The following is a 25230-nucleotide window of genomic DNA, read 5'->3' on the forward strand; positions in this document are numbered from 1 at the left end:
ACCATGCTCTCCACCACTTCGCGCACCACGCTCGGCCGCGCAAAAGAGCGCGGCAGCACCGACAGGAACGATCTCTACGAGGTGCTGGACACCGGGCTGGTCTGCCACCTGGGGGTGGTCGTCGACGGCCACCCCATGGTCGTGCCGACCGGCTACGGGCGCATCGGCGAGACCCTCTACCTGCACGGCTCCACCGGCGCGCGGTCCCTGCGGGCCGGCGACGGGAGCGAGGTGTGCGTCACGGTGACCCACCTGGACGGCATCGTGCTCGCCCGCTCGATCTTCAACCACTCCTTCAACTACCGCTCGGCCATCATCTACGGCCGCCCCAGGCTGGTGACCGACCCCGACGAGCGCATGGAGGCGCTGCGGGCGCTGTCCGAGCAGCTCGCGCCCGGCCAGTGGGACTACGCCCGACTGCCCTCGCGCAAGGAGCTGGCCGCCACGGCCGTGCTCGCGCTGTCACTGGAGGAGGCGTCGGTCAAGATCCGGCGCGGCGCGCCCAAGGACGAACCCGAGGACTACGAGCTGCCCGTGTGGGCCGGGCTGGTGCCCCTGGTCACGTCCTGGGGCGAGCCGGAGCCCGATCCGGTGCTCCCAGAAGGTATCGCCGCACCTGTTCACGTCCTCTCTCGGGAGTAGTTCCATAAAGCCAGGCGCACCTGGAAAACCTGAGTGCTTGATCACACGTCTCATCAGGTGGGCCGGCCCTGATGGGAGAGGCATATGCAGTGGAGCGCCCCCGGTTACACGGAGATCAAGCAGCTCGGGCAGGGTGCCAGCGGGCGGGTGACGCTGGCCGTCCATGACGAGACGGGCGTCGAGGTCGCCGTCAAATACCTGTCGACGCGGCTGCTGCACGATCCCGCCGCGCTGGCCAGGTTCCAGTCGGAGGCGCGGCTGCTGATCACGCTGCGCGACCCGCACATCGCGACGCTGTGGGAGTACATCCAGGACCTTCACGGCGCGGCCATCGTGATGGAGCTGGTCAACGGCGTGTCGCTGCGGGCGCTGTTGCGCGAGAACGGCACGACCGGGCCGGAGGCGGCGCTCGTCGTGCTGAAGGGCTCGCTGCTCGGCCTGGCCAAGGCGCACGCCCTCGGCCTGGTGCACCGGGACTACAAGCCGGAGAACGTCATCGTCCGCGACGACGGGGTGAGCAAGCTCGTCGACTTCGGCATCGCGGTGCGCCAGGGCACGGTCGCGCGCACCGAGGGCACGCCTCCCTACATGGCCCCCGAGTTGTGGGAGGAGCGGCCCGCCTCCCCCGCCACCGACGTGTACGCGGCCACGGCGGTCTTCTTCGAGTGCCTGACCGGGCACCGGCCCTACCGGTCCACCGAGCCCAGCGTGCTGGGCTACCAGCACCTGTACGCCCCGGTGCCCGCCCACGACGTCGCCGAGCCGGTGCGCGGGCTGATCAGCCGCGGCCTGGCCAAGGACCCGGCGCTGCGGCCGGCGAGCGCGTCGGCGTTCGTGGCCGAGGTGGAGGCCGTCGCGAGGGCGGCGTACGGGGACGACTGGGAGGAGCGCGGCAGGCGGCGGCTGGCGGCGCTCGTCGCGCTGCTCGCCCTGCTGCTGCCCCGGCCGGAAACACCCGCCCCAGAGGTCGGCACGTCGCTGGCCAGGACGGTGTTCCGCGGAGCGGGCTCCAAAGCGAGCCGCGTGAGGACGCGGTCGGGAGCGGCCCGTGCAAGGGTGCTCCGCGGGATGCGCTCGAAGGCGGCCCGCGTGGTGGTGACCGCCAGCGTGGCCGCGGCGACGGCCGTGACGGTGGCGGTCGTGCTGGTCAACCGGCAGCCCCCCGCGCAGATCGGCGCGGCTGCGGCGGTGCCGCCGACGGAGCTCTCGACGGCACCGGTCTCCGGCGGGCCTGAGACGACGCCCGCGACGACCCCGGGGACGCCCGTGGAAAGCACGACCGGCACGCCGCCGGAGAGCACGCCGACGAGCTCGGCGGAGGCGAGCACGCCCGAGGAGAGCGGCGCCCCGCCGCCCGCGACCACCGGCCCGGCGCGGACACCTCGCGCCACCACACCGGTACGAACCCCCGGCGCGACCCTGACGCCCGTGACGCCCGTGCGCAGTCCCGGCGCGACCACCACACCGGTACGGACCCCGGACCCGTCCGGGTCCACGCCGGGCGGGCCCACCGGCACCTCCACGCCGACGTCCGCACCGGCCACGTCGGTGCTGCGGGTCGGCGTGGGCGCTCTCACGGTGGATGGGAAGGGGGTCGCCCGCGGCACGGTCACCCTGCGCACCAGCGGCACCGCCCCCGTCGTCGCCGTCGCGACCTGGCGGGCCCCCGGCACGGACGGCGATGTCCAGCGCGTACGCCTGAGCGGCGCCACGTCGTACACCCGCACGCTCACCTGGGCCATGGGAGAGCGCCCGTGCGGCGGCACGCTCCGGCTGACCGTCACCACGTCTCCCGCCGCGGCCGGCGGCGCCGGGTCGGGCACGTTCTCCCTGCCGCCCTGCCCGACCGAGGTGACGGGCCTGCGCGTCTCGCTCGGCCTGCCGGCCGCGCCAGGCCGCACCGCGACCGCCCGGCTGCGGGTGAGCGCGAGCGGCACGGCGGAGATCCCCTTACTGGCCGAGTTCGCGATCAACGGGGACCCGGTCGCCACCCGCTCCGCGAACCTGTCCGGCCGGACCTCGTACACCCGCTCGCTCGCCCACACCTTCCGGTCACGCCCGTGCGGCGCGACGTTGTCGGTGACCGTGCGCGCGGGCGGCAGGACGGCCTCCGCGCGGACCCAGGTCTCCTGCCCTCCGGCCGTGCGGCGGGTGTCGGTCCAGCGGGCCGCGGCGTCCGAGGGCGGGCTGGCCGCGACGGTCGCGGTGACCACGTCGGACACCCAGCGGGTACGCCTGGCCGTCTCGTTCGCGGCCGGCGGCGAACGCCTGGGCACCCGGACGGTCACCCTGTCCGGCGACACGTCGTACACGAGAACGCTGCGCTTCCCCGCCAAGCTGGGCTGCGGCTCGACGTGGACGGTGACGGCCGCCACCGTGCCCGCGGCGGGCAACGGCGGCTCCAGCGCCTCCGGAAGCACGCCGGAATGCCCCAAGGAGGAGCCGGAGGACGAGCCGAGCCGGAGCCCGAGCGCGGAGTCGCCCGGCACCATCAGGTGACAATGCTGACATCTAGCGATATCAGTAGCGGGATCATGCTTCCCTCTGGTTAAGCTACGGACCGTTTGATGAGGGTGGGGGCCCGTACGACTCCGGAGGAGACCGCTATGCATGGTGATGGACAGTGGGGGGTCCCTGGCTATGCCGCGGTTCGTGAGCTCGGGGCGGGCGCCGCCGGTCGCGTGGTCCTGGCCCGGCGCGACTACGACGGCGCCGAGGTGGCCATCAAATACCTCAGCGACGAGCTCCGCTCCGACGTCGGGTTCGTCGCCCGCTTCCGGCACGAGGCCCGGCTGCTCGCCACGCTGCAGAGCGCCTATCACGCCCGCCTCATCGACTACGTCGAGAGCGGCCAGGGCGCGGCGATCATCATGGAGCTCGTCAACGGGGTCTCCCTGCGCGAGCTCATCAGGTCCGAGGGCCCCACGGGCCCCGAGGCGGCGCTGACCGTGCTCAAGGGATCGCTCAGGGGTCTGGCCTCGGCCCACGCGATCGGCGTCGTGCACCGTGACTTCAAGCCCGAGAACGTCATGGTCCAGAGCGACGGCACCAGCAAGCTGGTGGACTTCGGCATCGCGGTCAGGACTGGCCAGGGTGCGAGCCCCGCGGGCACGCCCCCGTACATGGCTCCCGAGCAGTGGTCGGGAGCTCCGGCGGGGCCCGCCACCGACGTCTACGCCGCCACCGTCGTCTTCTTCGAGTGCCTGACCGGCTCCCGCCCCTTCCGCGCGGCCAACCTGGCCGCGCTGGCCCACCAGCACCAGAGAGCCACCCCGCCGGTCGGCGACGTGCCCGAGCACCTGCGCGGCCTGGTCGAACGCGGCCTGGCCAAGGACCCGGCCGAGCGCCCGTCGTCGGCCGAGGCGTTCCTGGCCGAGCTGGAGACCGTCGCGGCCGGGGCGTACGGCCCCGGCTGGGAAGAGCGCGGACGCCGCCGCCTGGCCGCCCTGGCCGGCATGCTGGTGCTGTTCTTCCCGACCGGGCTCGACGAGCCGGCCGAGACGGGCACGACGGTGGTCGAGACCCGCTTCGGCGACCCGTCGCGCCTCCTGCGCACGTTGCCCGCCAAGCTCGCCATCGGCGCCACCGCCGCCGTCGTGCTGGTCGCCGCGATCGTGCTCCTCGTCAACGCGGCCGAGGACAAGCCGGTGTTGCAGGCGCAGCTCACCCGGATCACGCCGGCGACGACCGAGCCTGGGGCACCGGAGCCCGCGATGACGGAGGAGGAGCCGGCGCCCTCGCCGGAGGAGACCAGCCGGACGCCGGAGCCCACGCCGTCCACGCCGGCTCCCACCGTGAGCGACACGGCGCCGCCCGCCCCCTCCAGCAGCCGCCCGGCCACGCGGACGCGCACCCCGAAGCCCCGGCCCACGCCGACCCGGGTCAGGACCCCCCGGCAGAGCACGAAGCCGACCGCGACCCCGACGCCGACCCCCGAGCGGCCGCGGCTGAGCGGCGACGTCCACGTGCCCGGCGGTGACCGGCCGCCGTCGACGTCGCCCGACCCCACCCCGACGTCCGCGCCCACCTTCACCATCCCGACGAACCGGCCGACCGAGCCCACGCAACCGCCCGCCTCCGACGGGCCGGGAGGCGAGCAGTCGCCACAGCCCGGGACACCGCCGCGCAGCGAGCCGGGAGACGACCGCCCCACCGACGACCGGCCCACCGGTGATCTGCCGACCGCTGGGGAGCAGCCCCGGCAGGACGCCTCGGGTTAGGCGCAGGCCTTGCTGTTCGCGACCGGACTCGTGACGACGGGCACGCTTCCGGTCACACTTGCGGTGCGGCGCCGCAAGGCGCGGCGCCACAGAGGCAAGCGCTAGACACTCACAGGCGGGGGGTAACGGCGATGGACGACCCTGCGAACGGCCCCGGTAACGGAATCGCCGGCTTCCGGCTCACCCAGCACACCTGGGTGACCGAGCTCGGCAACTGGATCGATGCCATCTCCCCCGACGGCCGCAGGGCCGGGGCGCTGCTGTTCGATCCCAAGATCATCGTACTGCCCGGGGTCCGCGACCGGGTCGTCCAGTCGGTGATGACCGACCAGCGGCTCGTGCTCGCCGGCCTCACCGGGCTGATCCCGGTGGCCGACGTCGTGGCCACCGGCGACCAGGTGTGGCTGCTCACCGCGCAGGCGGCCGGCCCCACCGTGGCCGACCTGCTCGCCTCGGGACCGATCCCCGCCGACGGCGCGGCGGCCCTACTGGTGGAGACCGCCCAGACCCTGCTCGCGCTGCACGCGTCCGGGGTCACGCACGGCGCCGTGCATCCGCGCACGGTGGTGATCACCGCGGAGGGCGCCGCGCTGCTGTCGGAACGCGGCCTGTCCGACGCCGTCCGCGGCCAGGCCTGCCCGCCCGAGCGGGACGCGACCGGCTGGGCGTCCCTGGCGCGCGGGCTGGCCGCCTCCTGCGAGCAGAGCACGCCGGAGGCCGCCGGGCTGTTCACCCGCGCCGCCACCTCCGCCACCACGCTCGGCCTGGCCGCCGCCAGGGACACGCTGGTGGCCGAACGGTCGGCGCTGCCCGGCGGCACGATCAGCAGGGACGCGCTGGCCCGGGCGGCCCGCGGCAGGTCGGCCTTCGCGCAGCCGCCCGCGTACGCGCCGGCGCCGGTCGTGCCGCGGGACGAGGGCGACGTCGTCACGCTCCTGCACGTGCCCGGCCGTTCCCCTGGGCCCGTGCAGTTCGGGCCGGGAGTGGGCACGGAGCCGCAGCGCCCGCAGACCACGGCCGAGCGGATCTGGCGGGACGGGCGCGGCAAACCCGCCGCGCGCCCGGAGAAGGCGGACAAGGCCTCGCGAGCCCGGCGCCGGCGTACGATCCTGTCCACCGCGGTGTTCGCCGCCGTCATGGCGGGGGCGATCCTGGCCTGGTACAGGCTGGGCGGAACACCCGAGCTGGCGATCACGTCGGTCGAGGTGACGGCGCCGGAGAAGACCCAGGGCTGCGGCAGCTCCGTCCTGGTCACCGGCACGGTGGTCACCAACGGGGCGCCCGGCGAGATCGCCTTCGAATGGCGCAAGAGCCTGGACGAGGAAATCGTCAAGGGGACGCTGCGCACCAGGGCCGACCAGACGTCGTACGCGCTGCCGCTGCGCTGGAAACTGCAGGGGAGGAGCACCGTCAAGGCCACGGCGACGCTGCGCGTCCTCACGCCGGGCCCCGTGCGATCGGGCAGGGCGACCTTCACCTACAAGTGCTGAGCGCAGGGGCCGGCTGCCAGGAGAGCTCTCACTCCCGTGTCCGGCTCGGTCCCGGGCCGGCCGCCGTACCAGGAAGTCCGAGTTTCACGCGAGAGAGGACTAATCTGGCGAACATGACCACGCAGACCCCCGCGGGGTGGTACCCGGACCCCTATGGAGAGCCCCGGCTGCGCTGGTGGGACGGCAGCCAGTGGACCGACGCCACCCATGCGCAGGAGCCGGCCGCCGACGCCCCCCGGCAGCCGGTCACCGGGCCCCAGGCGCACGGCCCCGATCTCCAGCCGCCCGGCTTCGAGCCCCCGTCGCAGGGTCCGGGACCCCGGCCTCCCGGCTCCGGACCGCAGCCGGACCCTGGCTGGCCGGCGACTCCGGCCAACCCCACGCTGCAGTACGGCGGGCCGACGTACGGGCAGTCGGCCTACGGCCAGCCCGCACCGCCCGCGCAGCAGTGGGGCGGCGTTCCGCTGCCTGGGCCCGGCCACGGCCCGCCGCCCAAGCAGGGCAACCCGATGCCATGGGTGTTCGGCGGGCTGGCGGCGCTCGTGGTGGTCGCGCTGATCGTCGTCGGAGGCGTCGTCTTCGTCAACCGCGGCGGCACCGAACCCATGGCCGGCCCGTCGCCTACCGACACGTTCCAGCCGGAGCCGCCCACCAACGATCCCCCGTCGAACCAGCCGCCGCCCAGCCAGGGCGCCGTCGAGCTCCCGCAACCGGTGAGCGGCCGCGTCACCGACCCGCAGGCCGGGGTCTCCTTCGAGGCGCCCGATGACTGGACGGTGCCGGAGTCCGGCGCCATCAACGGCCCCGACCCCACCCAGCAGAAGTGGTCGAGCGGAGTGCAGAAGGTCTCGCACGAGAACTATGAGGGCGACGGCGACTGGATCGGCAACGTCTACGCGGGCGTGCTCAACCCGATCTACCCCTACACCGGCGCCTCCGGTCTGGGTGACACGGCCAAGGCCGTCTTCATGAACTTCGGCAGGTACTACCGGCTCGCGCACGAGAGCAAGATCGTCGAGGACAAGGCGATGAAGATCGGCGACAGTGACGCCTGGATCCTGCGGTTCGAGCTCGACTTCAGCAAGGTGTCGGAGGAGAACGACTACAAGTGGAAGAAGGAGAACGGCGCTATCGTGCTCATGGACCGCGGCGACGGCCGGCGGCCGGCCATCGTCTACGTCTCCGTTCCCGACAATCTGGGCACCGATGTGGTGGGTGACGTCCTCGACTCGCTCAAGCCCGCATGACCGGTGGCACTAGGCTGGTGGGGGTAACAAGCGGGCGGATTGCTCCGAGCCGCTGTGCGAGGAGAGCGAATGAGTGACTTGCTGGTCTGGATCGACTGCGAGATGACCGGGCTCGACCTCGGGCGCGACGCGCTCGTCGAGGTGGCGTGCGTCATCACCGACAGCGAGCTCCGGCAGCTGGACGAAGGCGTCGACGTGGTCATCAAGCCGCCGCCAGAGTCGCTGGAGCAGATGTCGGAGGTCGTGCGCGAGATGCACACCGCCTCCGGGCTGCTGCCCGAGCTGCCGGGCGGCGTGACGCTGGCGGAGGCCGAGTCGCTCGTGCTCGACTACATCCGCCGCCACGTGCCCGAGCCGAAGAAGGCGCCGTTGTGCGGCAACTCGATCGGCACGGACCGCACGTTCATCGCCCGCGACATGCCCGGGGTCGACGCCTATTTGCACTACCGGATGGTGGACGTTTCGTCGATCAAGGAACTGGTCCGCCGGTGGTATCCCCGGGTCTATTTCGCCGCCCCCGAAAAGCAGGGCGGACACCGTGCTCTGGCGGATATCAAGGAGAGCATCAGGGAGCTTCGCTACTACCGCGCCGCGATCTTCGTGGCCCAGCCCGGGCCCGATTCGGCCACCGCGAGAACGCTTGCCGAGCGTGTCGGCGACTAAACCAGTGGCGTAAAGACTCCCGAACACCGCTACACTTTTCTTGTGCCACCGCGCAGCGGCGGCCATGGTGGGTGTAGCTCAGCTGGTAGAGCGCCAGGTTGTGGTCCTGGATGTCGAGGGTTCAAGTCCCTTCACTCACCCTGTGCGAACGGCCGGTCCTTCGGGACCGGCCGTCGTCGTTTTCTTCCAACAACGCCCCCAAATCCTGACAATGCGAGTTATGCTCGCTGTCTACCGCTAACGCCGGAAGCACGGGGGCCATCGGCGATCTGACCGTCTGCGCGCCCCCGGAGGCCGGATGAGAGTCGACGACGCAGCGTTCGATAGCGTGTTCACGTCCCTGAGCAAACGCGAAGCCGAGGTCATGGACCTGATCGCCACTGGCCAGTCCAACGGTCAGATCGCGCAGCGCCTGTTCCTCAGCGAGAAAACGGTGAAAAACCACGTCAACCGTATCTACGCGAAGCTCGGCGTCAGCTCACGCGTCACCGCCATCGGGTTGTGGCAGTCACGCCAGAAATAGCCGCCCGCGCCCGGGAACGCCCACCGGAACGGGTTCACCGGTGGGTCATCCCCCTGCGCCCCTGATTCCCTGACCGGCCGCGCCGCACGGCTGCGGCTCGCCCATGCTCCCCGCCGTCGAACCCGCCCTCGGCCGATCCGTTTCCTTGAGGCCACGCCCCGGCGGGCGCCGGGAGGGAGCGCTCTTCTCCCTGTGGTGGTTTAAAAGCCGCTGTCGGTGCCATAGGGATGCATGACGCCGTTCGCGGGGAGAGGACCTGTCATGGCGAGGAGACCACGAGTCATCGTCGTAGGAGCCGGCTTCGCCGGGCTGAACGCGACCCGGGAACTGGCCAAGGGCGGCGCGTTGGTGACGCTCGTCGACCGCAACCCCTACTCGACCTTCCAGCCGCTGCTCTACCAGGTGGCCACGGCGGGAATGGGCACGGCCGACGTGTCCTATCCGATCAGGACGTTCGCGGCCAGGTGGCCGAACGTGCGGGCCCGCCGGGCGGCGGTGAGCAAGGTGCTGCCCGCGGAGCGGCGGGTGGAGTTCGAGGACGGCAGCGGGCTCGACTATGACTACCTCGTGCTGGCCACGGGCGTCACCACCAACTGGCTGAACGTGCCGGGCGCGCCGGAGAACGCGCTGCCGATCTACTCCCTCGCTGACGCGGCGGTGCTGCGCCGGCGGCTCCAGCACTACCTGGAGGACACCGCGGCGGGCCGGCGCCAGAGCACGCACGTCGTGGTGGTGGGCGCGGGCGCGACCGGCGTCGAGATGGCGGGCACGCTGGCCGAGCTGCGCCGGCACACGACGCCGCTGACGCATCCGGAGGTCCGCCTCGACCAGACCAGCGTGACGCTCGTCGAGCGGTTCGACTTCGTGTTGTCGCCGTACAAACCGCGGCTGCGCGACGCGGCGGCCGAGGCGCTGCGCAGGAGAGGGGTGCAGCTGCGGCTGGGGGCGACGGTGGCGTCCGTGGAACCGGACGCGGTAATACTGGAGGACGGCACGCGGCTGCCGAGCGACGTGACCGTGTGGGCGCTCGGCGTCGCCGCGCCCAAGCAGGTGTCCGACTGGGGCCTGCCGCAGGGCAAGGGCGGCCGGGTCACGCTGACGGAGGCGCTGAACGTACGCGACCACCCCGAGATCTTCGTGGCCGGCGACCTGTCGGGGCAGCCGGAGCCGCTGCCCCAGCTCGCCCAGCCGGCGATCCAGATGGGCAAGCACGTGGGCCGGCAGATCCTGGCCGCCGCGCACGGCAGGCCGCTGCGGCGCTTCTCCTACCGTGACCCGGGCATCATGGCCACCGTCGGCAAGGCGGAGGCGGTGCTCCAGCTGTCCAACGGGATGACCATGCGCGGGCTGCCCGCCTGGCTGGTGTGGATCTTCGTGCACGTGGCGTACCTGCTGGGCGGGCGCAACCGGGTCAACGTGCTGATCAACTTCTTCTGGCGCTACTTCGGGCCGCGCCGCACTGCCACCAGCGTCACGCAGTGACCGCGCTCAGAGCGCCGCGGCCAGGGCCGCCATGCCGTGGTCGATGTCGCTCTCCAGGATGTTCAGCGCCGGCCGGAGGCGTACGGAGCGGGGGCCGCACGGCAGCACCACCACCCCCTGCTCCTCCCTGAGCCTGGCCACCAGGGCGTCGCGGGCGGCCCTGTCGGGCAGGTCGAACGCGCATATGAGGCCCCGGCCGCGCACGTTCGCCATGGTCTCGGGGTGCTCGGCCTCCAGCTTGGTGAGGCGTTCGAGCAGCACGGTGCCCAGGGTAGCGGCGCGCTGGATCAGGCCGTCGCGCTCGACGATCTCGAGGATGCCCCGGCTGCGCACCATGTCCACCAGGCCGCCGCCCCAGGTGGAGTTGATGCGGCCGCTCAGCTGGAACACGTTGTCCGGCACCGCGTCCACCCTGCGACCGGCCATGATCCCGCCGACCTGGACCTTCTTGGCGAACGCCACCACGTCGGGCTCCAGCCCGAGCTGCTGGTAGGCCCACGGCGTACCGGTCGTCCCGCCGCCGGTCTGCACCTCGTCGAGGATGAACAGGGCGTCGTACTCGTGGCACAGGCGCTGCATGGCCTGGAGGAACTCCGGTCGCATGTGGTTGTCGCCGCCTTCGCCCTGGATGGGCTCGGCGATGAAGCAGGCGATGTCGTGGGGGTGGCGTTCGAACGCCTCCCTGGCCTGGGCGAGGGCGCGCTGCTCGGCCGCCTCGACGTCGCCGAAGTGGATGGCGGGCACGTCGATGCGCGGCCAGTCGAACATGGGGAACCGGTCGGTCTTGCCGGGCTCGGTGTTGGTCAGGCTCAGGGTGTAGCCGCTGCGGCCGTGGAAGGCCTTGGTCAGGTGCAGGACCTTGGTGCCGAGGTCGCGTGAGCGGCCCTCGGCCTCGTTGCGGCGGCTCTTCCAGTCGAAGGCGGTCTTGAGGGCGTTCTCGACGGCGAGGGCGCCGCCCTCGACGAAGAACAGGTGCGGGAGCGCGGGGTCGCCGAGCACGCGGACGAAGGTGTCGACGAAGTCGGCGAGGTGCTCGGTGTAGATGTCGGGGTTGGCCGGCTTGTTGCGGGCGACCTGGCCGAGGAGCTGGGTGAAGTCGGCGTCGAAGGGCGGGTTCACGCCGAGGGGGGCGGAGGCGAAGAAGGTGTAGAAGTCGAGGTAGCGGCGGCCGTCGCGGGCGTCGACGAGCCAGGAGCCCTGGCTGAGCTCCAGGTCGAGCACCAGGCGGTAACCGTCGACGAGCAGGTGGTGGGCAAGGCGGGTGTGCACGTCCATGGCGCCTCCACGTAGGGTCGTACGTTCCTTTCGAGGAACGCCTTCTCACACATAAAATTTACGGCACACGTGGACTGGAAGTGAAGTTCTTCACGCGAAGCGCCAGGGCGATCTCGGCGATGCCATACAGGATGGCGAAGGCGCCGAGGAGCCAGACGAGGCTGAGCAGGCCCGCCCCCGGCCAGATGAGCAGCAGGACGCCGAAGATCACCGACAGGATGCCGCCGACGATGAGCATCCACTCGTTGTCGATGTCCTTGCGCAGCTGGATCCCGGCGATGACCTCGGCGACGCCGGAGACGATGGCCCAGAAGGCCACGACGTAGAGCAGGGCGATGGAGGTGATCCCCGGCCAGGCGAACGCCACGACGCCGGCCAGGATCCCGACGATTCCGGAGATGAGCAGCCAGACCCGCGACCTGGCGCCGTGGCGGAAGGCGGACAGCAGCGCGAACACCCCGTTCACCAGGACGTACGCGGCGAAGAAGACCACCAGCACGAGCAGCGTCATGCCCGGCCAGATGAGCGCCAGGAAGCCGAAGACGATGGCCGCGAGGCCACGGATCAGCAGCATCCACCACGAACTTGCGATATCACCCATACTGGTCTGTTTTCCGAAAATCACTTGAGAACAGACCAGCACCGGGTCAAATGTCAGTGACCCGGCCGCCGGCGCCGGCCACGGGTCGCCGCGCTCACCCGTGCGAGTAGACCACGATCGAGACCGCGATGTACTGCACCAGGTAGGCGGCGATGGTGCAGGCGTGGAAGACCTCGTGGAAGCCGAACCAGCGGGGCGCCGGGTCGGGGCGGCGCAGGCCGTACACGATGGCTCCGGCCGAGTAGAACACGCCGCCGACGGCCACCAGCACGACGGCGGCCACGCCCGCGCCCTGCAGCAACTGCGGCATCACGAAGATCGCGGTCCAGCCCAGCGCCAGGTAGAGGACCGTGTAGAGCCAGCGCGGGGCGTTCATCCAGAACACCCGGAAAAGCACGCCGGCCAGCGCGCCGCCCCAGATGACGGAGAGCACCGCGACCCTGACCGCCCCGTCGAGCGCCAGCAGGGCGAAGGGCGTGTAGGTGCCGGCGATGATCAGATAGATGTTGGCGTGGTCGAACCTGCGCAGGAACTCCGCCAGGCGAGGGCCGAGCGTGCTGCGGTGGTAGGTGGCCGAGATGCCGAACAGCAGGGCCGAGGTGATCGCGTAGACGGCGGAGGCCAGGCGGGCCTGCAGGGTCGGGCCGAGCGCCACGAGCACGAACCCCGCGACCAGCGTGACGGGCAATGCTCCGGTGTGCAACCAGCCCCGCAGCCTTGGCTTGACGGTGAGGGTCGTCATGGAAACCTACGGTACCGTAGGTTTGTTCCCTCACGCGGCCGGCCCCGCACCGCGGGAGCCCCAGAGGTCACAACCCGTTGAGGAACCGGGCCGCTATGGGGACGGCCGCCCGGCGCCCCGATCCCCCATGCCGGACGAACACGCAGAAGGCCAGGTCATCGCGGTAACCGATGAACCATCCGTGCGACCCCTCGTCGTCCAGGGCCTCGGCCGTGCCCGTCTTGCCCGCCACGCCCTCGGGCAGCCCGGCCTCGCTGGCCGTGCCGTGATCGACCACGGCAGCCATCATGTCGCGCAGCGCGCTCACGACCGCCTGGTCCAGGGGCACGTCGTCGTGCGGCGGACCGTCGATGCGGCGTACCAGCTCCTTCGACAGCAGCCTGGGCGAGCGCCAGACGCCGCTCTGCACGGCGGCGGCCAGCGTGGCCATGCACAGCGGGGTGGCGACCACCTCTCCCTGGCCGATCGCGTCCGCCGCGAGCATGTCGGGATCGTCGGTGTCGGGCATGGCGCCGCAGGTCCCGCCGATGCCGGTCGCGATGGGCCGGCCGAACCCCCACAGGTCCGCGGTCTCGCGCAGCGCGCCCGCGTCGATCCTGGTGGTGGCCTGCTGGACGAAGGTCGTGTTGCAGGAGTGGGCGAACGCGTCGGTGAAGCTGACGACGCCGCGGTCCACCTGGCCGTCGTTCTGGAAGGTGCGGTGGAACGGGATGGTGTACGTGCCGGGGCACGCGACCTGGGCCGACGGGTCGAGCCCCGACTTCAGCAGCGCGGCGGCGGTGATCGTCTTGAAGACGGAGCCGGGCGGGAAGACATCCCGCACGGCGCTGTAGTTGTTCCTGAGGCGGTCGGCCAGCGCCAGGATCTCGCCGGTGCTCGGCCGGATGACGATGACCGCCGAGTCGTCCACCCCGTCCAGCGCCCTGGCGGCCGCCGCCTGGACCGGGCGCGACAGGGTGGTGCGCTCGACGTTCGCCTCGGGCGCGCGGGCCAGCAGCCGCCTGGCGGGCCGGCCCGGGACCCTGGACACCAGCTCCCAGCCGTGGCCGGCGGTCTCGAACTCGGGTCTGAGCGGATCGAGGTACGCCTCCGCGTAGCTGTCGTTGGGGATCTTGTGGCCCTCTCTGGTGACCAGCTCGGCCGCCGACGCCTCGATCTCGCCCAGCTCCAGCGTGCCGCCGTCCTTGAGCAGGGGGTGCAGCGTCTCGGGCGTCCACAACACCTTCCAGGCCCGCTCGCGTACGCCGAGCCGCAACACGCCGGTGAACGGCCACGCCCCGAGCTCGGCGAGCCGGCGCACCCCCGAGAACGGCACCTCGGCGCTCTCGCCTCCCGCGCTCTTCACCTGGCCGGGAGTGAGCTGGATGGACTCGACGTGCAGCTCCTCCGTGAGCGCGTAGTGCCGCTGGGAGAAGTCGGAGGGCGGCTGGTGCACCAGGCGGACCATGTCCAGGACGTCGCCCTCGCGCCACGCCGCGAAATACGCCGCGGCGGTCTCGGACGCGCTACCTCTGACCCGGCTCGACGCCATCACGGCGAACGCACCCGCACCTAACACCGCGACAAGAGCGACAACGAGCACCATCAGTCTTCTTCGTCGCATACGGTTCTCCCAGGAGGGATCAGCGTGGCACGTGGACAGCGGGAACCGATGCCCGGCCTTTATCCGGTGACGTTCGGCGAGATCGAACTTCTCCGGGATCTGGACAGGCAGGACGGCTGGGTGCTGTCCAAGGATGGCGTACCTCAGTCGTACGTAGACCTACAAGACCCGACATTTCTGGAATTCGAGTATGTCCGGCTCATGGCGGACGTGATCGACCTCCTGGCGGAAGGGCCGCTGAGCTGCCTGCACGTGGGCGGCGGCGCCTGCACGATCCCCCGTTACGTCGCCGCCACCCGCCCCGGCTCCCGCCACATCGTGATCGAGCCCGACGGCCTGCTGGTCAACCTCGTACGCGAGCAGCTGAACCTCCGGTCCGTCCCCAAACTGAAGGTCATCGTCGAGGGAGGCCGCGAGGGCACCGCCAGGATCTGGGACGCCTCCGCCGACCTGGTGGTGCTCGACGCCTTCTCCGGCGCGACGATGCCGGTGGAGCTGGCCACGACCGAGTACATGGGCGACATCGCGCGCGTCCTCCGCCCGTCGGGCACCCTGCTGATCAACCTGGCCGACGGCAAGGGGCTGGCGTTCGCCCGGCGCCTGCTGGCCACCGTGACGGCCGCCTTCGGCCACGTGGCCCTGATGGCCGAGCCGGGGATCATGCGCGGCCGCCGCTTCGGCAACCTCATCGTGGCCGCGTCCCGCACCGGGCTCCCGCTCGACCTGCTGAGCCGGAGGGCGGCGGGGGGCCTGACCCAGGCGCGCTGCGTGTACGGCGAGGCGCTGACCAACTTCGTCGCCGGGGCCGCCCCCATCAACGACGGCGACTCCGTCCTGGCGCCCGTCCCCCCACCCGCCGTCTTCGGCTGATCCTTAACCACCCCGCCCGCACGCCCCGCTTCGAGAGTGGCCGACGCGTGCCCGGAAAATCCCTCTCGCCCTCTTGTCAAAAAAGTGATATCACTTAGATAGCAACGTGAAATCGCCGGAGAAGCAGAGGAGACAGCCATGACCGGCACAACAGGCGGGGTCGCGGTCGAAGGGGCCGTCATCGACATGCCGGCGCCGCGCACGAGCGAGCGCCCGGTCCGGGCGGCCAACGGGTTCGTGATGGTCGGCGTGTCCACGCTGGTCACGCTCGCGGGGGTGGCCCTGCTCATCGTGGCGATCGCCATGCTCGCCTCGAGGGCCGGGCAGGGCGGCGTGTGGCTGCTCGTGGCGTCCGCGCTGGTGATCCTCGTCGGCGTCGTGCTGTCCTTCGGGCTCACCGCGGTGGCCCCGGGCGAGGCCAGGGTCGTGCAGCTCCTCGGCCGCTACGTCGGCACCCTGCGCACGCCCGGCCTGCAGTGGGTCAACCCGATCACCCTGCGGCGGCGGGTGTCCACCAGGATCCGCAACCATGAGACGGACGTGACGAAGGTCAACGACGCCGACGGCAGCCCCATCCAGATCGCGACCGTGGTGGTCTGGCAGGTGGAGGACACGGCGCAGGCGGTCTTCGAGGTGGACGACTTCGTGGAGTTCGTCGCCATCCAGGCGGAGACGGCGGTGCGCCACATCGCGGGCAGCTACCCGTACGACTCGCACGGCGAGCCACGGTTGTCCCTGCGCGACAACGCCGACGAGATCAACGAGAAGCTGTCCGCGGAGATCTCCGTCAGGGTGGCCGCGGCCGGGGTGAAAATCATCGAGTCCCGCATCATCCACCTGGCCTACGCACCAGAGATCGCCCACGCGATGTTGCGGCGCCAGCAGGCCGGCGCGGTGGTGGCGGCCCGCCAGCGGATCGTCGAAGGAGCGGTCGGCATGGTCGAGACGGCGCTGGCCAAGCTGGCCGAGCACGACGTGGTCGAGCTGGACGAGGAGCGCAAGGCCGCCATGGTGAGCAACCTGCTCGTAGTGCTGGTCGGCGATCGTGACACCCAGCCGATCGTGAACACCGGAACGCTCTACCAGTAAACGTCGTGGAACGGAAGAAGATCCTCCTGCGGCTCGACCCGGTGGTCCACGACGCGCTGGCCAGGTGGGCTTCCGACGAGCTGCGCAGCACCAACTCGCAGATCGAGTTCCTGCTGCGCAGGGCCCTGTCGGAGGCCGGGCGCCTGCCCGACGGCGTGGGGCGGATGCGGCCCCGCGGACGGCCCCGGAAGAACCAGGAGGGCCAGGAGGAAACCCAGGAGGACAAGGAGCCGGCGGATGAAGACGGAGATACGGGTGAAGCGGGATGAGTCCCTGCCGAGGTCGGCGTTCCTGCTCGCCTTCGACCTGCGCAAGGAACGACTGGCCAACCGCGGCGAGCTGGGCTACCTGCTGCGCGCGGCGGCGCTGGCCGAGCTGCTGGTGGCCGGCAACCTGGCCGACGACGCGGGCATGGCGCGGGCGGTCATCGCCCCCGTCGATCCCGGCCCGCTCCAGGCGGCCGTGTGGGAGCAGATCTCGAACTCCCCGCCCCGGTCGTGGCGGCAGTGGATCCGCAAGGACCGCGCGGAGGCGTTCCGCCTCGTCCGCGACGAGCTGGAGGCCGCCCGGCTCATCCGGGTGGAGCGGCGGCGGGTGTTGCTGTTCCCCGTCGAGCGGATCACGCCGCGCCGGCCGTACCTGTCGCGCAAGCTCGCCGAGCGCGTCAGCAGGGCCGCGCTCGGCGGTCGGCCCGTGGGCCGCCTCGACCAGGACGTCCGGATCCTGGCGGCCCTCGCGGCGGCGGCCAGGCTGAAGATCATGCCGCCGGAGCGGGAGCAACGCCACCACGGCAGGAGACGGATCGAGCAGCTGTCGGAGCCGGTCGAACCGGTGGCCACCGCGCTGCGCAAGGCCGTGCAGGCCGCTCACGCCAGTGAGGGCTGAGCGGGGACAGGACGCTAGGACGGGTCGGGCCCCAGGTAGGCGAGCACGGCGGCCACCCTGCGGTGCACGTCCCCGCTGTTCTCCAGGCCGAGTTTGGTGAAGATGGCGTTGACGTTCTTCTCCACCGACGAGATCGACAGGTGCAGGGCCCGGGCGATGGCAGAGTTCGAGCGGCCGTGCGCCATCTCCCGCAGCACGTCGCGCTCGCGGCCGGTCAGCTCCTCCCGCTGGCCGCGCACGTCACGCCTGGCCAGCAGGCCCTCCACCACCTTCGGGTCGATGACCGAGCCGCCCGAGGCCACCGCGTTGATCGCGCCGAGCAGCTCGTCCAGATCCCCCACCCGGTCCTTCAGGAGATAGGCGTAGCCCTCGGTGCCGTGCTTGAACAGCTCGAACGCGAACAACGCGTCCGCGAACTGCGACAGCACCACCACCCCGACGCCCGGGTGGGCGGAGCGGATGCGGTGGGCGGCGTCGATGCCCTCGAAGCCCGGCCGCCACTCCCCTCCTGGCATCCGGATGTCGGTGATCACGACGTCGGGACCGAGCCGGCGTACGGCGTCGAGGAGTTCGTCGGCGTTGCCCACCGCGCCCACGACCGCCACCTCGCCCGACATCTCGAGCAGCCGGCGGGTGCCCTCGCGCACCAGATAGTGATCGTCGGCCACGACCGTGCGGATCGGCTCACTCATCGACCGGCACCCACGCGTTCACCCGTGTCCCCTTCCCCGGCTCGCTGCCGACGGTGAGGCCGCCGCCGAGGGCGTCCAGCCGGTCCGACAACGTCGCCAGCCCCCTGCGCCGCGTGAGCGCGGCGTCGAAGCCCTTCCCGTCGTCGGCGACGGCGGCGGTCAGGCGGCCTCCCGCCCGCGACAGGCGTACGTCTATGGTGGCGGCCTTCGCGTGCTTGAGCGCGTTGGCCACGGCCTCGCTCACGGTGAAGTACATCGCACCTTCTATCTCGTCGGTGAAGCGCCTCGACCGCAGGTCCGGGGACGAGGTCACCGTCGTGCGCACGGGCAGGCGCGAGCAGCGCTCCTCGACGGCCTCCACCAGGCCGCCCTGGCTGAGGGACGACGGGTGGATGCCGGCCGCCAGCTCGCGCAGGTCGGCGAGCGTCTGGCGGGCCTGCTCGCGCAGGTGGGCGAGCATGTCGGCGCCCGCTCCCGTGGCGCGGGCCAGCTCGATGCCGGCGATGAGGGCGACGAGTTGCTGCTGGACGCCGTCGTGGATGTTGCGTTCGATGCGGCGGCGTTCGGCCTCCTGGGCGTTGACCAGCCGGGTGACCAGCCCGGCGCTCTGGATCGCCAGGCCCGCGGGCACGGCCAGCGCCTCCAGGAGCCGCCGGTCCTGGCCGGTCAGCGGTCCGGCGTCCCTGGGGCCGCATTCGATGTGCCCGAGACCGCCGCGTACCGGCATCGTCAGCGCGGCCGGGCCCTCCGCCCGGCCCGCCACCACGCGTGTCCCGTCGGCGAGCGTCACGGCCGCCCATCTGAGCTCCAGCCCGGCGCGCACCGCGGCGGCCAGCCGGCCGAGCTGCTCCACCGGCTCGGGCGTGTCCTCCAGCGCGGTGCCCAGGTCCGACAGCACCTCGCCGACCGTCGGCCGCACGTCGAACACCAGGTGCAGGCGCGACCCCCTGATGCCGAACCGGATGTCGAGCAACCGGTGCCGCACGATCGCCACCCCGATGGCGGCGGGAAGCGAGCCGACCAGCGCCAGCCCGGCGATCGCCGTGAGGGTCGGCGTGCTCAGCCCGAGGAGGAAGAGCAGCGTCAGCACGCCGCCCGCCGCGGTCGCGGCGACGCCCGCCACCATGCACGCGTACTGCGCGCGCTCGGGCGGCTCGCTGCGCCGCCAGCGGAGCACCAGGCTGCAGAACACGACCCCCGCGATGACCCACGTGACGAACTGCCCGAAGCCGCCCGCCGCCGCCGCGACCAGCCGGTCAGCCGGCAAGGACGTCATCGCCGGCCTGCTGGGATCCACCCCTGCCAGCGCCGTACCGATGCCGTGCACGGCGATCGCGATGCCCGAGATCCACGGGACGGCCCGCCAGCGCCTCGAGGGCAGCCGGCCGTCGGGGAACAACAGCGGGACGAAGATCCAGGTCAGCCCGTAGAACAGCGCGTACCCGACGGTGGACACGTAGGTGAACAATCCCGCGGGGGCGCCGGAAGCGGTCAGCCCCACGCCGAGCGTGCCGGCCCCCAGCGACAGGCCGGCCGCGAGCAGGACCCAGCCGTAGCGGATCTCCGGACGTCTGAACGCCAGCAACCAGCCCACGGCGGGCAGCAGCAGGACGATCATGGTGGATACCACTGCCACCAGTGAGGAGGGCCAGCCTCCCACCAGCGACATGCCCACCACGATCCCCGCGGCCGAGGCCACCGCTAGCAGCCCGGCCACCAGCCTGGATGTCATAAGCCTCCATCGTCATGGGGGATCGGGAGGGCGTCTATGAGGTTAACCGCATATTTCCTACGGACAGCCCCACCTGCGAGAACGGCGGTCCACTTGGTGGCCCGCGACCCCCGCGCTCCGGTTCGCTGGTGATACGCGAAAGTCGAGGTCGAAGGAGCCCCTCATGAATGTCCCGTCGAAGCCCACCCGGGTTCTGGCGACTGCCGCGGTCGCGGTCTCCATGACGGCCTGCGTGAGCCAGCCCGCCCCCGCGGGGGCGGCGAGCGCCCCGGCCACCGTGTCGGCGGCCGCCGTCGCCGTTCCCAGGATCCCCGACACGCCCGCGGGGAAGCAGCTGGCCTGGTTGCTCGACGCGATGGCCACCCCGCCGATCCCGAAGACGGAGATCGCCGAGCACTTCGCCGCCGACTTCCTCAAGGGAACCCCGGCCGACGTCATCAACCAGGTCCTGGCGAACTACAAGGGTCTGCGGCTGGAGAAGGTCACGACGTCGAAGGAGAACGTGCTGATCGCCCTGGGGACCGAGGGCGAGTGGAGACATGAGATCTCGCTGTCGGTGGACACCGCGGGGCTGATCAACGGCCTGCTGTTCCGTGCGCCCGCCCCCAAGAGCTGGGCAGAACTGGACGAGCGGCTGAAAAAGGCGGCGCCGCAGGCAGGCTTCGTCGCGGCCGAGGTGGCCAAGAACGGCGACTGCCGCCCCGTGCACGCCATCGCCCGCGGCAAGAAGCGCCCGCTGGGCTCGATCTTCAAGCTGTACGTGCTCGGCACCGTGGCACAGCGCATCAAGGCCGGCGCGTTCGGCTGGGACACCAAGCTCACCATCACCCCCGAGCTGAAGAGCCTGCCCAGCGGCGAGCTCCAGGACCGGCCCGACGGCAGCAAGGTCACCGTGATGGAGGCCGCCAAGCTGATGATCTCCATCAGCGACAACACGGCAACCGACCTGCTGATGCACAAGGTGGGTCGCAAGGCGGTCGAGCGCACCATGCGCGCCTGGGGCGCCACAGACAAGCGCAACTTCCCGCTGCTCAAGACGCGCGAACTGTTCGCGCTCAAGGGCGCCGACTACCCCCGCCACGCCAAGAGGTACCTGTCGCTGAGCACCGCGAAGAAGCGGGACTACCTGGAGAAGGTCGTCGCCAAGGTCCCGCTGACCCGCGTCAAGGCCTGGACCAAGCCGCGTGAGCTGGACACGATCGAGTACTTCGCCTCACCCTCCGACATCTGCCGTGCCCACGCCCAGCTGATCAAGATGGACGACAAGCACGTCGACAAGGCGATGTCGGTCGAGCCCGCCGCGCTCGGGCTCGACCCGAAGCAGTGGCCGACGGTGTGGTACAAGGGCGGCTCGGAGCCGGGCGTGCACGACCAGAGCTTCCTGGCTCGCACCTCCGCCGGGAAGACGTACGTCGTGACCTCGATGGCGGTCAACCCGAAGGCGGCGTTCGATGACGGGAAGCTGGGCGGCGAGCTGACCGCCCTGGCCCGCGGCGCCTTCCCCCTGGCCAACGGCTCCTGAGCACGCGGCCGCAGAGCCGGACCGGGGCCTCACGCGCCATGCGTGTGAGGCCCCGGTCCCTTCGCGCAGGCGGGCGGCTTACAGGAAGCCGTCTCCGTCGAAGAGGTCTCCCATTTCGACGGTGTTGCCGAGGTTGACGGAGGGACCCTCCTGGTCGGCCACGGTGGAGTTGGACACGATGACGGCGGCGCTGGAGCCCGTTCCGATGCTGTTGCCGACCTCGGTCGCGGTGTTGCCGACGATCTGGGAGTTCCTGACCGAGATGCTGCCCTGGGTGTAGACGGCGCCTCCCTTGGCGGCGGAGCTGCCGGTGATGACGCTGTCCTGCAACGTCAGGGCACCCCCGGGGTCGACGAGGACCGCGCCGCCGTTCGCGCCGTCGACCCGGCCGTTACGGAGAGTGACTCGGTTGAGGGTGAGCTTGCCGCCGCGCTTCACCTGGAAGATGCGGAAGGCCGAGGCGTACGCCGCCCTTTCGATGGTCGCTCCGTTGCCGTTGACCGTGACATCCGCCCTGATCACCGGCAGTCCGTTGGCGCCGTTGTCGGCCTGCGCCAAGCGATAGACGCAACCGGCCTGCAGGTCAAGAGTCCCGCCGACGGTGTTGACCCTCTCGATCGCGCGCTTCAACGCGGCAGCCGAGCAGGTGACGGGGGCCGCGACGGCGGGAGTGGCGACGGGCCCGAGAGCCGCCCCCGCCAGGGCGACGACCGTGCAGACTTTGGAGGTGAATCGCATGTGGACTCCTGTGTTAACGGGAAGCCTGGTGGCTGTGACCGGCTCGGACAGGAACCAGGGGGCCTGACGCGCTCTTCACGCCCACCGTCGGGCCCAGGTCGGGTCGCCGCAGGAGCACGGCCCGTGAGCCGACCGCATGGGCATGCGGTGTGTGCCGGCGGGCGGGTGAGAGGGTACGACTCGCCGGTTCCATCACCGAACGTAATCGACCGTGTCGAGCGTGTAATGCTACGACGCGCATGACTCCGCCAAGGACTCGTCACCCTACGGAAAAGCGGCCCGCACACGCGTCGGCCCGCCTCCTGAACGTTCGGGAGGCGGGCCGAGGGAGGAACCGGGACGTGTCACACTTTCCCGAGCGTGAGGCAGGCGACGCGGTCACCCGCCATGCCGACCTCGGGCCCCTTGGGCGTGGTCGGCTTGGAGTGGATGACCAGCGAGGCCGGCAGCTTGTCGGGGTCGAGCGCCCAGTCGTTGCGGGCCGTCGAGCGGCCCGCCCCCTCGTCGTCGGTGCGGATGTCGAGCCAGACCTCGCTCTCCGGATTGATCTTGCCCGGGTTGTGCTGGAAGTGCGGACCGGAGTCGTCGGGCTTCTTCCCGCACGGCTTGGTGTGCAGGTGGACGCCGTAGCGCCGGTCGGGCTGCAGACCCTCCGCGACGAGCGAGGTCGTGGTCTCGTCTCCTGACGACTCGACGGTGACGCTGGCCTGGGCGCCCTTCGGGGCGAGCTTGCGGTCGTAGGCGATGGCCGAGGTGTCGCCGTCGGTGAACTCGCCGGAACCGGACAACGTGATCGCGCTTTCCGGGCTCTTGGCGACCTCGGGACCGGCCGCGTTCTGCACAGGGGCGGGCGGCCCGGCGCAGGCTCCGGCACAGGCGACGGCGAGCAGGACGAGCGGAAGTTTGGACACGCGCATGAGACCCCCATGGTTCGAGCCCCTCCGGCATGAGGGCTCCGAGAGGCACCCACTCTAACGAGTGACCGGCCGATCACATACCGTGTTGGGGGAACCGGTGCCAGGTTGTGCGGCGCCGTCAGCCGACGTGGGCGCGGGTTTCCGCGAACGCCCGGTCCGTGCCTTCCAGAGCCTTGGCGACGTCGCCCTCCGTGTGCGCCGCCGACATGAACCAGTTGTGCCACGGGTGCAGGTAGACGCCGTGCCGCAGGCAGGCGTCGCTCCAGTACATCGCCACGGACAGGTCGGCGTCGCCGTCGAAGCTGAGCCACGGGATCGTCACCGGTCCCGTCTGGTTCACGGTGAACCCGTGCGACTTGGCCTGCGCGTAGAGCCCCTCGCGCAGTTGCGCGCCGACCCTCTCCATGGCGGCGATGCCGTCCGTGTCGCGCAGGGTCTCGATGGTGGCCTTGGCCGCCGCCATCGCGACCGCCGAGAACCAGAACGACCCCGTCGAGTACAACGTCTGCGCCGGCCCGCGCAGCGCGTCCGTGCCGGTCACGGCGGCGATCGGGTAGCCGTTGGCCATCGCCTTGGACCAGGCCGTCAGGTCGGGGCGCACCCCGTACGGCTCCCACGAGCCGCGCAGGTCGACGCGGAACCCGGCGCGCACGTCGTCGATCACCAGGGCTGCCCCGAGGCGGTCCGCCAGGGCGCGGGCGCCGCGGGCGAAGGCCGGCTCCACCAGCTCCTGGTCCTCGAACGAGTCGTGCTTGAAGGGGGTGACGATGATCGCCGCCACGTCCCTTTCCACGGTCGCCGCCGCCGACTCCAGCGACTCCAGCGAGTTGTAGGTGAACTCCACCAGGTCGGCCCGCTCGTTCGGCGTCGTGCCCGCGGGTGACGGCGTGCACCAGGGGTCGGCCCCGTGGTAGGCGCCGTGGGCCATCAGCACCTTCGTCCGCCCGGTGGCGGCCCTGGCGACCATGAGCGCCTGCGTGGTGGCGTCGGTGCCGTTCTTGGAGAACATCGCCCAGTCGGCGCTCGGCACGGTGTCCACCAGCAGCTCGGCCAGCTCCACCATGATCGGCCCGGGCCCGTTGAGGCAGTCGCCGAGCGCGGCCTGGCGGGCGGCGGCCTCCTCCACGCGGGGGTGCCGGTGCCCGAGCACGACGGGGCCCCAGCTGCACATGAAGTCGATGTACTCCCTGCCGTCGACGTCCCACTGCCGGCAGCCCTCGCCGCGTTCGAAGAACTGCGGGAAGCCTGGGGCGAACAGGGCGGCGTTGAGGTGGCCGTACATGCCGCCGGGGACGACCTTCGAGGCCCTGCGGCGGAGTTCTGCGTCGGTCATCTTGTAGTCCTTGGAGGAGGCTGAGGGGGTCCTTAGAGGAGACTGAGGGTGGATCCGAGGTCGGTGAGGCCGGCGTCCGAGCCGAGGCCGGTGGCCACGCGGGCGGCGGCGGCCGTGCCCCAGCGGGCGGCGGCCGGCACGTCCCGGCCGTGCAGCAGGCCTGTGAGGAAGCCGGCGCAGTAGGCGTCGCCGCAGCCGGTCGTGTCGGCCACCTCCGCCTTGATCGCGGGCACCCGCTCCGCGCCGTCCGCCGTCACGACGAGGCTGCCCGCCGCGCCGAGGGTGACGAGCACGCCGAGTGGGCCGCGGGCCAGCAGGGCGTCCGCGGCCGCCGTGACGTCGGTGGCGCCCGTCATGAGGAGGGCCTGCGACTCGTTGGGCAGGACGTAGTCCACGTGGGGCAGGAACGCCGTGGCCATGCCCAGCAGGTCGGGCATCTCCGACAGCAGGTCCATCGTGACGATCGTCCCGGCCGCGCGTGCCTCGTCCAGGAGCGCGAAGAAGGCCGGGTCGCCGAGGCCGAACGTGACGTCCATCCCGCCGAGGTGGATCGCCCGCGCGCCCCTCAGCACGTCGGCGTCCAGGTCGGCGTACGTCACCCCGAGGTTCGCGCCGGGCACGTGGAAGCTGGGCCGGCCGCCGTCGGGCCTGATGGGCAGGATCGACGCGGCGGTCTGCTCCCCCGCCCTGCGTACGAGGCGCGAGACGTCCACGCCGCGCTTGGTGAGCACCGCCAGCAGGAGGTCGCCCAGCTCGTCGTCGCCGACGGCGCCCATGGTGACCACGGAGTTGCCCAGCTTGACCAGGTCGACCGCCGTTCCCGCGGCGGCGCCCGCGGCGGTGAGGCGGATCTGGTCGACCAGCACGGTGTCCTGGCCGTCGGGGATGTGCTCGACGGGCCTGGCGAGGATGTCGACGATGTGCACGCCGACGGTGGCGACGGTCATGGTCTAAATAGACAGAC

Annotated in this window: 23 protein-coding genes and 1 tRNA gene; 14 read left to right on the plus strand and 10 right to left on the minus strand. The window is 71.5% G+C overall.

The window, feature by feature from the left end; translation table 11 throughout:
- Window positions 1-3 precede the first annotated feature (3 nt).
- The 9 genes from ABGB01_RS24090 to ABGB01_RS24130 all read left to right on the plus strand — a co-directional run bounded on the left by ABGB01_RS24090 (window position 4) and on the right by ABGB01_RS24130 (window position 10267).
- A complete protein-coding gene (locus ABGB01_RS24090) occupies window positions 4-642 on the plus strand; it encodes a pyridoxamine 5'-phosphate oxidase family protein (protein ID WP_347775810.1) in 639 nt (212 codons plus the stop codon).
- An 84-nt stretch (window positions 643-726) separates the two neighbouring features.
- Complete coding sequence (locus ABGB01_RS24095) at window positions 727-3141, plus strand: protein kinase (RefSeq protein ID WP_347775811.1); 2415 nt, start codon at window positions 727-729, stop codon at window positions 3139-3141.
- 107 nt (window positions 3142-3248) lie between these two features.
- Window positions 3249-4862 (plus strand): protein kinase, encoded by a 1614-nt coding sequence (locus ABGB01_RS24100; protein WP_347775812.1) that lies wholly within the window; start codon window positions 3249-3251, stop codon window positions 4860-4862.
- 131 nt (window positions 4863-4993) lie between these two features.
- Entirely contained in the window at window positions 4994-6352 is a 1359-nt protein-coding gene (locus tag ABGB01_RS24105) for a hypothetical protein (RefSeq protein WP_347775813.1), read from the plus strand.
- 113 nt (window positions 6353-6465) lie between these two features.
- The gene (locus ABGB01_RS24110) at window positions 6466-7599 is read left to right on the plus strand and encodes a DUF2510 domain-containing protein (RefSeq protein WP_347775814.1); all 1134 of its coding nucleotides are present in this window, start codon (window positions 6466-6468) and stop codon (window positions 7597-7599) included.
- A gap of 69 nt (window positions 7600-7668) precedes the next feature.
- Window positions 7669-8262 (plus strand): oligoribonuclease, encoded by a 594-nt coding sequence (gene orn, locus ABGB01_RS24115; protein WP_347775815.1) that lies wholly within the window; start codon window positions 7669-7671, stop codon window positions 8260-8262.
- Window positions 8263-8329: 67 nt separating this feature from the next.
- A tRNA-His gene (locus ABGB01_RS24120) sits at window positions 8330-8402 on the plus strand.
- 158 nt (window positions 8403-8560) lie between these two features.
- On the plus strand, window positions 8561-8785 hold the full coding sequence (locus ABGB01_RS24125) for a helix-turn-helix transcriptional regulator (RefSeq protein ID WP_132601090.1): 225 nt from the start codon (window positions 8561-8563) through the stop codon (window positions 8783-8785).
- Window positions 8786-9046: 261 nt separating this feature from the next.
- Window positions 9047-10267, plus strand: coding sequence for an NAD(P)/FAD-dependent oxidoreductase (locus ABGB01_RS24130; RefSeq protein ID WP_347775816.1), 1221 nt, complete (start codon window positions 9047-9049; stop codon window positions 10265-10267).
- A gap of 6 nt (window positions 10268-10273) precedes the next feature.
- Here ABGB01_RS24130 and lat read toward each other — a convergent pair whose 3' ends face one another.
- The 4 genes from lat to ABGB01_RS24150 all read right to left on the minus strand — a co-directional run bounded on the left by lat (window position 10274) and on the right by ABGB01_RS24150 (window position 14470).
- Complete coding sequence (gene lat, locus ABGB01_RS24135) at window positions 10274-11542, minus strand: L-lysine 6-transaminase (RefSeq protein WP_347775817.1); 1269 nt, start codon at window positions 11540-11542, stop codon at window positions 10274-10276.
- A 58-nt stretch (window positions 11543-11600) separates the two neighbouring features.
- Window positions 11601-12116: an HdeD family acid-resistance protein gene (locus tag ABGB01_RS24140; protein ID WP_347775818.1), complete on the minus strand. Its 516-nt coding sequence runs from the start codon at window positions 12114-12116 to the stop codon at window positions 11601-11603.
- A 121-nt stretch (window positions 12117-12237) separates the two neighbouring features.
- The gene (locus ABGB01_RS24145) at window positions 12238-12885 is read right to left on the minus strand and encodes a hemolysin III family protein (RefSeq protein ID WP_347775819.1); all 648 of its coding nucleotides are present in this window, start codon (window positions 12883-12885) and stop codon (window positions 12238-12240) included.
- Between the two features lie 67 nt (window positions 12886-12952).
- Window positions 12953-14470, minus strand: a complete 1518-nt coding sequence (locus ABGB01_RS24150; RefSeq protein WP_347775820.1) for a penicillin-binding transpeptidase domain-containing protein — start codon at window positions 14468-14470, stop codon at window positions 12953-12955.
- 42 nt (window positions 14471-14512) lie between these two features.
- On the opposite strand from ABGB01_RS24150, the gene ABGB01_RS24155 reads away from it, so the two are divergent.
- The 4 genes from ABGB01_RS24155 (at window position 14513) to ABGB01_RS24170 (ending at window position 17332) form a co-directional block, all read left to right on the plus strand.
- Complete coding sequence (locus ABGB01_RS24155; RefSeq protein WP_347775821.1) at window positions 14513-15358, plus strand: fused MFS/spermidine synthase; 846 nt, start codon at window positions 14513-14515, stop codon at window positions 15356-15358.
- A 240-nt stretch (window positions 15359-15598) separates the two neighbouring features.
- Window positions 15599-16447 (plus strand): SPFH domain-containing protein, encoded by an 849-nt coding sequence (locus ABGB01_RS24160; RefSeq protein WP_347775949.1) that lies wholly within the window; start codon window positions 15599-15601, stop codon window positions 16445-16447.
- A 5-nt stretch (window positions 16448-16452) separates the two neighbouring features.
- On the plus strand, window positions 16453-16716 hold the full coding sequence (locus ABGB01_RS24165) for a hypothetical protein (protein ID WP_347775822.1): 264 nt from the start codon (window positions 16453-16455) through the stop codon (window positions 16714-16716).
- Window positions 16685-17332 (plus strand): GPP34 family phosphoprotein, encoded by a 648-nt coding sequence (locus tag ABGB01_RS24170; RefSeq protein ID WP_347775823.1) that lies wholly within the window; start codon window positions 16685-16687, stop codon window positions 17330-17332. Before ABGB01_RS24165 ends, ABGB01_RS24170 begins: the two co-directional genes overlap by 32 nt.
- A 14-nt stretch (window positions 17333-17346) precedes the next feature.
- Here ABGB01_RS24170 and ABGB01_RS24175 read toward each other — a convergent pair whose 3' ends face one another.
- Complete coding sequence (locus ABGB01_RS24175) at window positions 17347-18024, minus strand: response regulator transcription factor (RefSeq protein WP_347775824.1); 678 nt, start codon at window positions 18022-18024, stop codon at window positions 17347-17349.
- Window positions 18017-19756, minus strand: a complete 1740-nt coding sequence (locus tag ABGB01_RS24180; RefSeq protein ID WP_347775825.1) for a sensor histidine kinase — start codon at window positions 19754-19756, stop codon at window positions 18017-18019. The genes ABGB01_RS24175 and ABGB01_RS24180 overlap by 8 nt, the downstream gene beginning before the upstream one ends.
- 163 nt (window positions 19757-19919) lie before the next feature.
- Here ABGB01_RS24180 and ABGB01_RS24185 point away from each other — a divergent pair, with 163 nt between their 5' ends.
- Complete coding sequence (locus ABGB01_RS24185; protein WP_347775826.1) at window positions 19920-21278, plus strand: serine hydrolase; 1359 nt, start codon at window positions 19920-19922, stop codon at window positions 21276-21278.
- Window positions 21279-21356: 78 nt separating this feature from the next.
- Here the strand turns inward: ABGB01_RS24185 and ABGB01_RS24190 are convergent, their stop codons facing one another.
- The 4 genes from ABGB01_RS24190 to ABGB01_RS24205 all read right to left on the minus strand — a co-directional run bounded on the left by ABGB01_RS24190 (window position 21357) and on the right by ABGB01_RS24205 (window position 25213).
- Complete coding sequence (locus tag ABGB01_RS24190; protein WP_347775827.1) at window positions 21357-22016, minus strand: right-handed parallel beta-helix repeat-containing protein; 660 nt, start codon at window positions 22014-22016, stop codon at window positions 21357-21359.
- A gap of 344 nt (window positions 22017-22360) precedes the next feature.
- Window positions 22361-22933: a superoxide dismutase family protein gene (locus ABGB01_RS24195; RefSeq protein WP_347775828.1), complete on the minus strand. Its 573-nt coding sequence runs from the start codon at window positions 22931-22933 to the stop codon at window positions 22361-22363.
- Between the two features lie 118 nt (window positions 22934-23051).
- Complete coding sequence (locus tag ABGB01_RS24200; RefSeq protein ID WP_347775829.1) at window positions 23052-24266, minus strand: aminotransferase class III-fold pyridoxal phosphate-dependent enzyme; 1215 nt, start codon at window positions 24264-24266, stop codon at window positions 23052-23054.
- Between the two features lie 32 nt (window positions 24267-24298).
- Window positions 24299-25213, minus strand: a complete 915-nt coding sequence (locus tag ABGB01_RS24205) for a carbohydrate kinase family protein (RefSeq protein WP_347775830.1) — start codon at window positions 25211-25213, stop codon at window positions 24299-24301.
- Window positions 25214-25230 lie beyond the last annotated feature (17 nt).

The sequence above is a fragment of the Nonomuraea sp. B5E05 genome (assembly GCF_039880665.1).
Taxonomy (GTDB): domain Bacteria; phylum Actinomycetota; class Actinomycetes; order Streptosporangiales; family Streptosporangiaceae; genus Nonomuraea.

What these genes read in the sequence shown, in the direction of transcription:
- ABGB01_RS24110 (WP_347775814.1), top strand. Translation starts at nt 6,466, where the DNA reads ATGACCACGCAGACCCCCGCGGGGTGGTACCCGGACCCCTATGGAGAG.
- ABGB01_RS24180 (WP_347775825.1), bottom strand. Translation starts at nt 19,756, where the DNA reads ATGACATCCAGGCTGGTGGCCGGGCTGCTAGCGGTGGCCTCGGCCGCG.
- ABGB01_RS24145 (WP_347775819.1), bottom strand. Translation starts at nt 12,885, where the DNA reads ATGACGACCCTCACCGTCAAGCCAAGGCTGCGGGGCTGGTTGCACACC.
- ABGB01_RS24175 (WP_347775824.1), bottom strand. Translation starts at nt 18,024, where the DNA reads ATGAGTGAGCCGATCCGCACGGTCGTGGCCGACGATCACTATCTGGTG.
- ABGB01_RS24170 (WP_347775823.1), top strand. Translation starts at nt 16,685, where the DNA reads ATGAAGACGGAGATACGGGTGAAGCGGGATGAGTCCCTGCCGAGGTCG.
- ABGB01_RS24100 (WP_347775812.1), top strand. Translation starts at nt 3,249, where the DNA reads ATGCATGGTGATGGACAGTGGGGGGTCCCTGGCTATGCCGCGGTTCGT.
- ABGB01_RS24150 (WP_347775820.1), bottom strand. Translation starts at nt 14,470, where the DNA reads ATGGTGCTCGTTGTCGCTCTTGTCGCGGTGTTAGGTGCGGGTGCGTTC.
- ABGB01_RS24205 (WP_347775830.1), bottom strand. Translation starts at nt 25,213, where the DNA reads ATGACCGTCGCCACCGTCGGCGTGCACATCGTCGACATCCTCGCCAGG.
- ABGB01_RS24105 (WP_347775813.1), top strand. Translation starts at nt 4,994, where the DNA reads ATGGACGACCCTGCGAACGGCCCCGGTAACGGAATCGCCGGCTTCCGG.
- ABGB01_RS24195 (WP_347775828.1), bottom strand. Translation starts at nt 22,933, where the DNA reads ATGCGCGTGTCCAAACTTCCGCTCGTCCTGCTCGCCGTCGCCTGTGCC.
- orn (WP_347775815.1), top strand. Translation starts at nt 7,669, where the DNA reads ATGAGTGACTTGCTGGTCTGGATCGACTGCGAGATGACCGGGCTCGAC.
- ABGB01_RS24190 (WP_347775827.1), bottom strand. Translation starts at nt 22,016, where the DNA reads ATGCGATTCACCTCCAAAGTCTGCACGGTCGTCGCCCTGGCGGGGGCG.
- lat (WP_347775817.1), bottom strand. Translation starts at nt 11,542, where the DNA reads ATGGACGTGCACACCCGCCTTGCCCACCACCTGCTCGTCGACGGTTAC.
- ABGB01_RS24130 (WP_347775816.1), top strand. Translation starts at nt 9,047, where the DNA reads ATGGCGAGGAGACCACGAGTCATCGTCGTAGGAGCCGGCTTCGCCGGG.
- ABGB01_RS24125 (WP_132601090.1), top strand. Translation starts at nt 8,561, where the DNA reads ATGAGAGTCGACGACGCAGCGTTCGATAGCGTGTTCACGTCCCTGAGC.
- ABGB01_RS24185 (WP_347775826.1), top strand. Translation starts at nt 19,920, where the DNA reads ATGAATGTCCCGTCGAAGCCCACCCGGGTTCTGGCGACTGCCGCGGTC.
- ABGB01_RS24140 (WP_347775818.1), bottom strand. Translation starts at nt 12,116, where the DNA reads ATGCTGCTGATCCGTGGCCTCGCGGCCATCGTCTTCGGCTTCCTGGCG.
- ABGB01_RS24160 (WP_347775949.1), top strand. Translation starts at nt 15,599, where the DNA reads ATGGTCGGCGTGTCCACGCTGGTCACGCTCGCGGGGGTGGCCCTGCTC.
- ABGB01_RS24090 (WP_347775810.1), top strand. Translation starts at nt 4, where the DNA reads ATGCTCTCCACCACTTCGCGCACCACGCTCGGCCGCGCAAAAGAGCGC.
- ABGB01_RS24200 (WP_347775829.1), bottom strand. Translation starts at nt 24,266, where the DNA reads ATGACCGACGCAGAACTCCGCCGCAGGGCCTCGAAGGTCGTCCCCGGC.
- ABGB01_RS24095 (WP_347775811.1), top strand. Translation starts at nt 727, where the DNA reads ATGCAGTGGAGCGCCCCCGGTTACACGGAGATCAAGCAGCTCGGGCAG.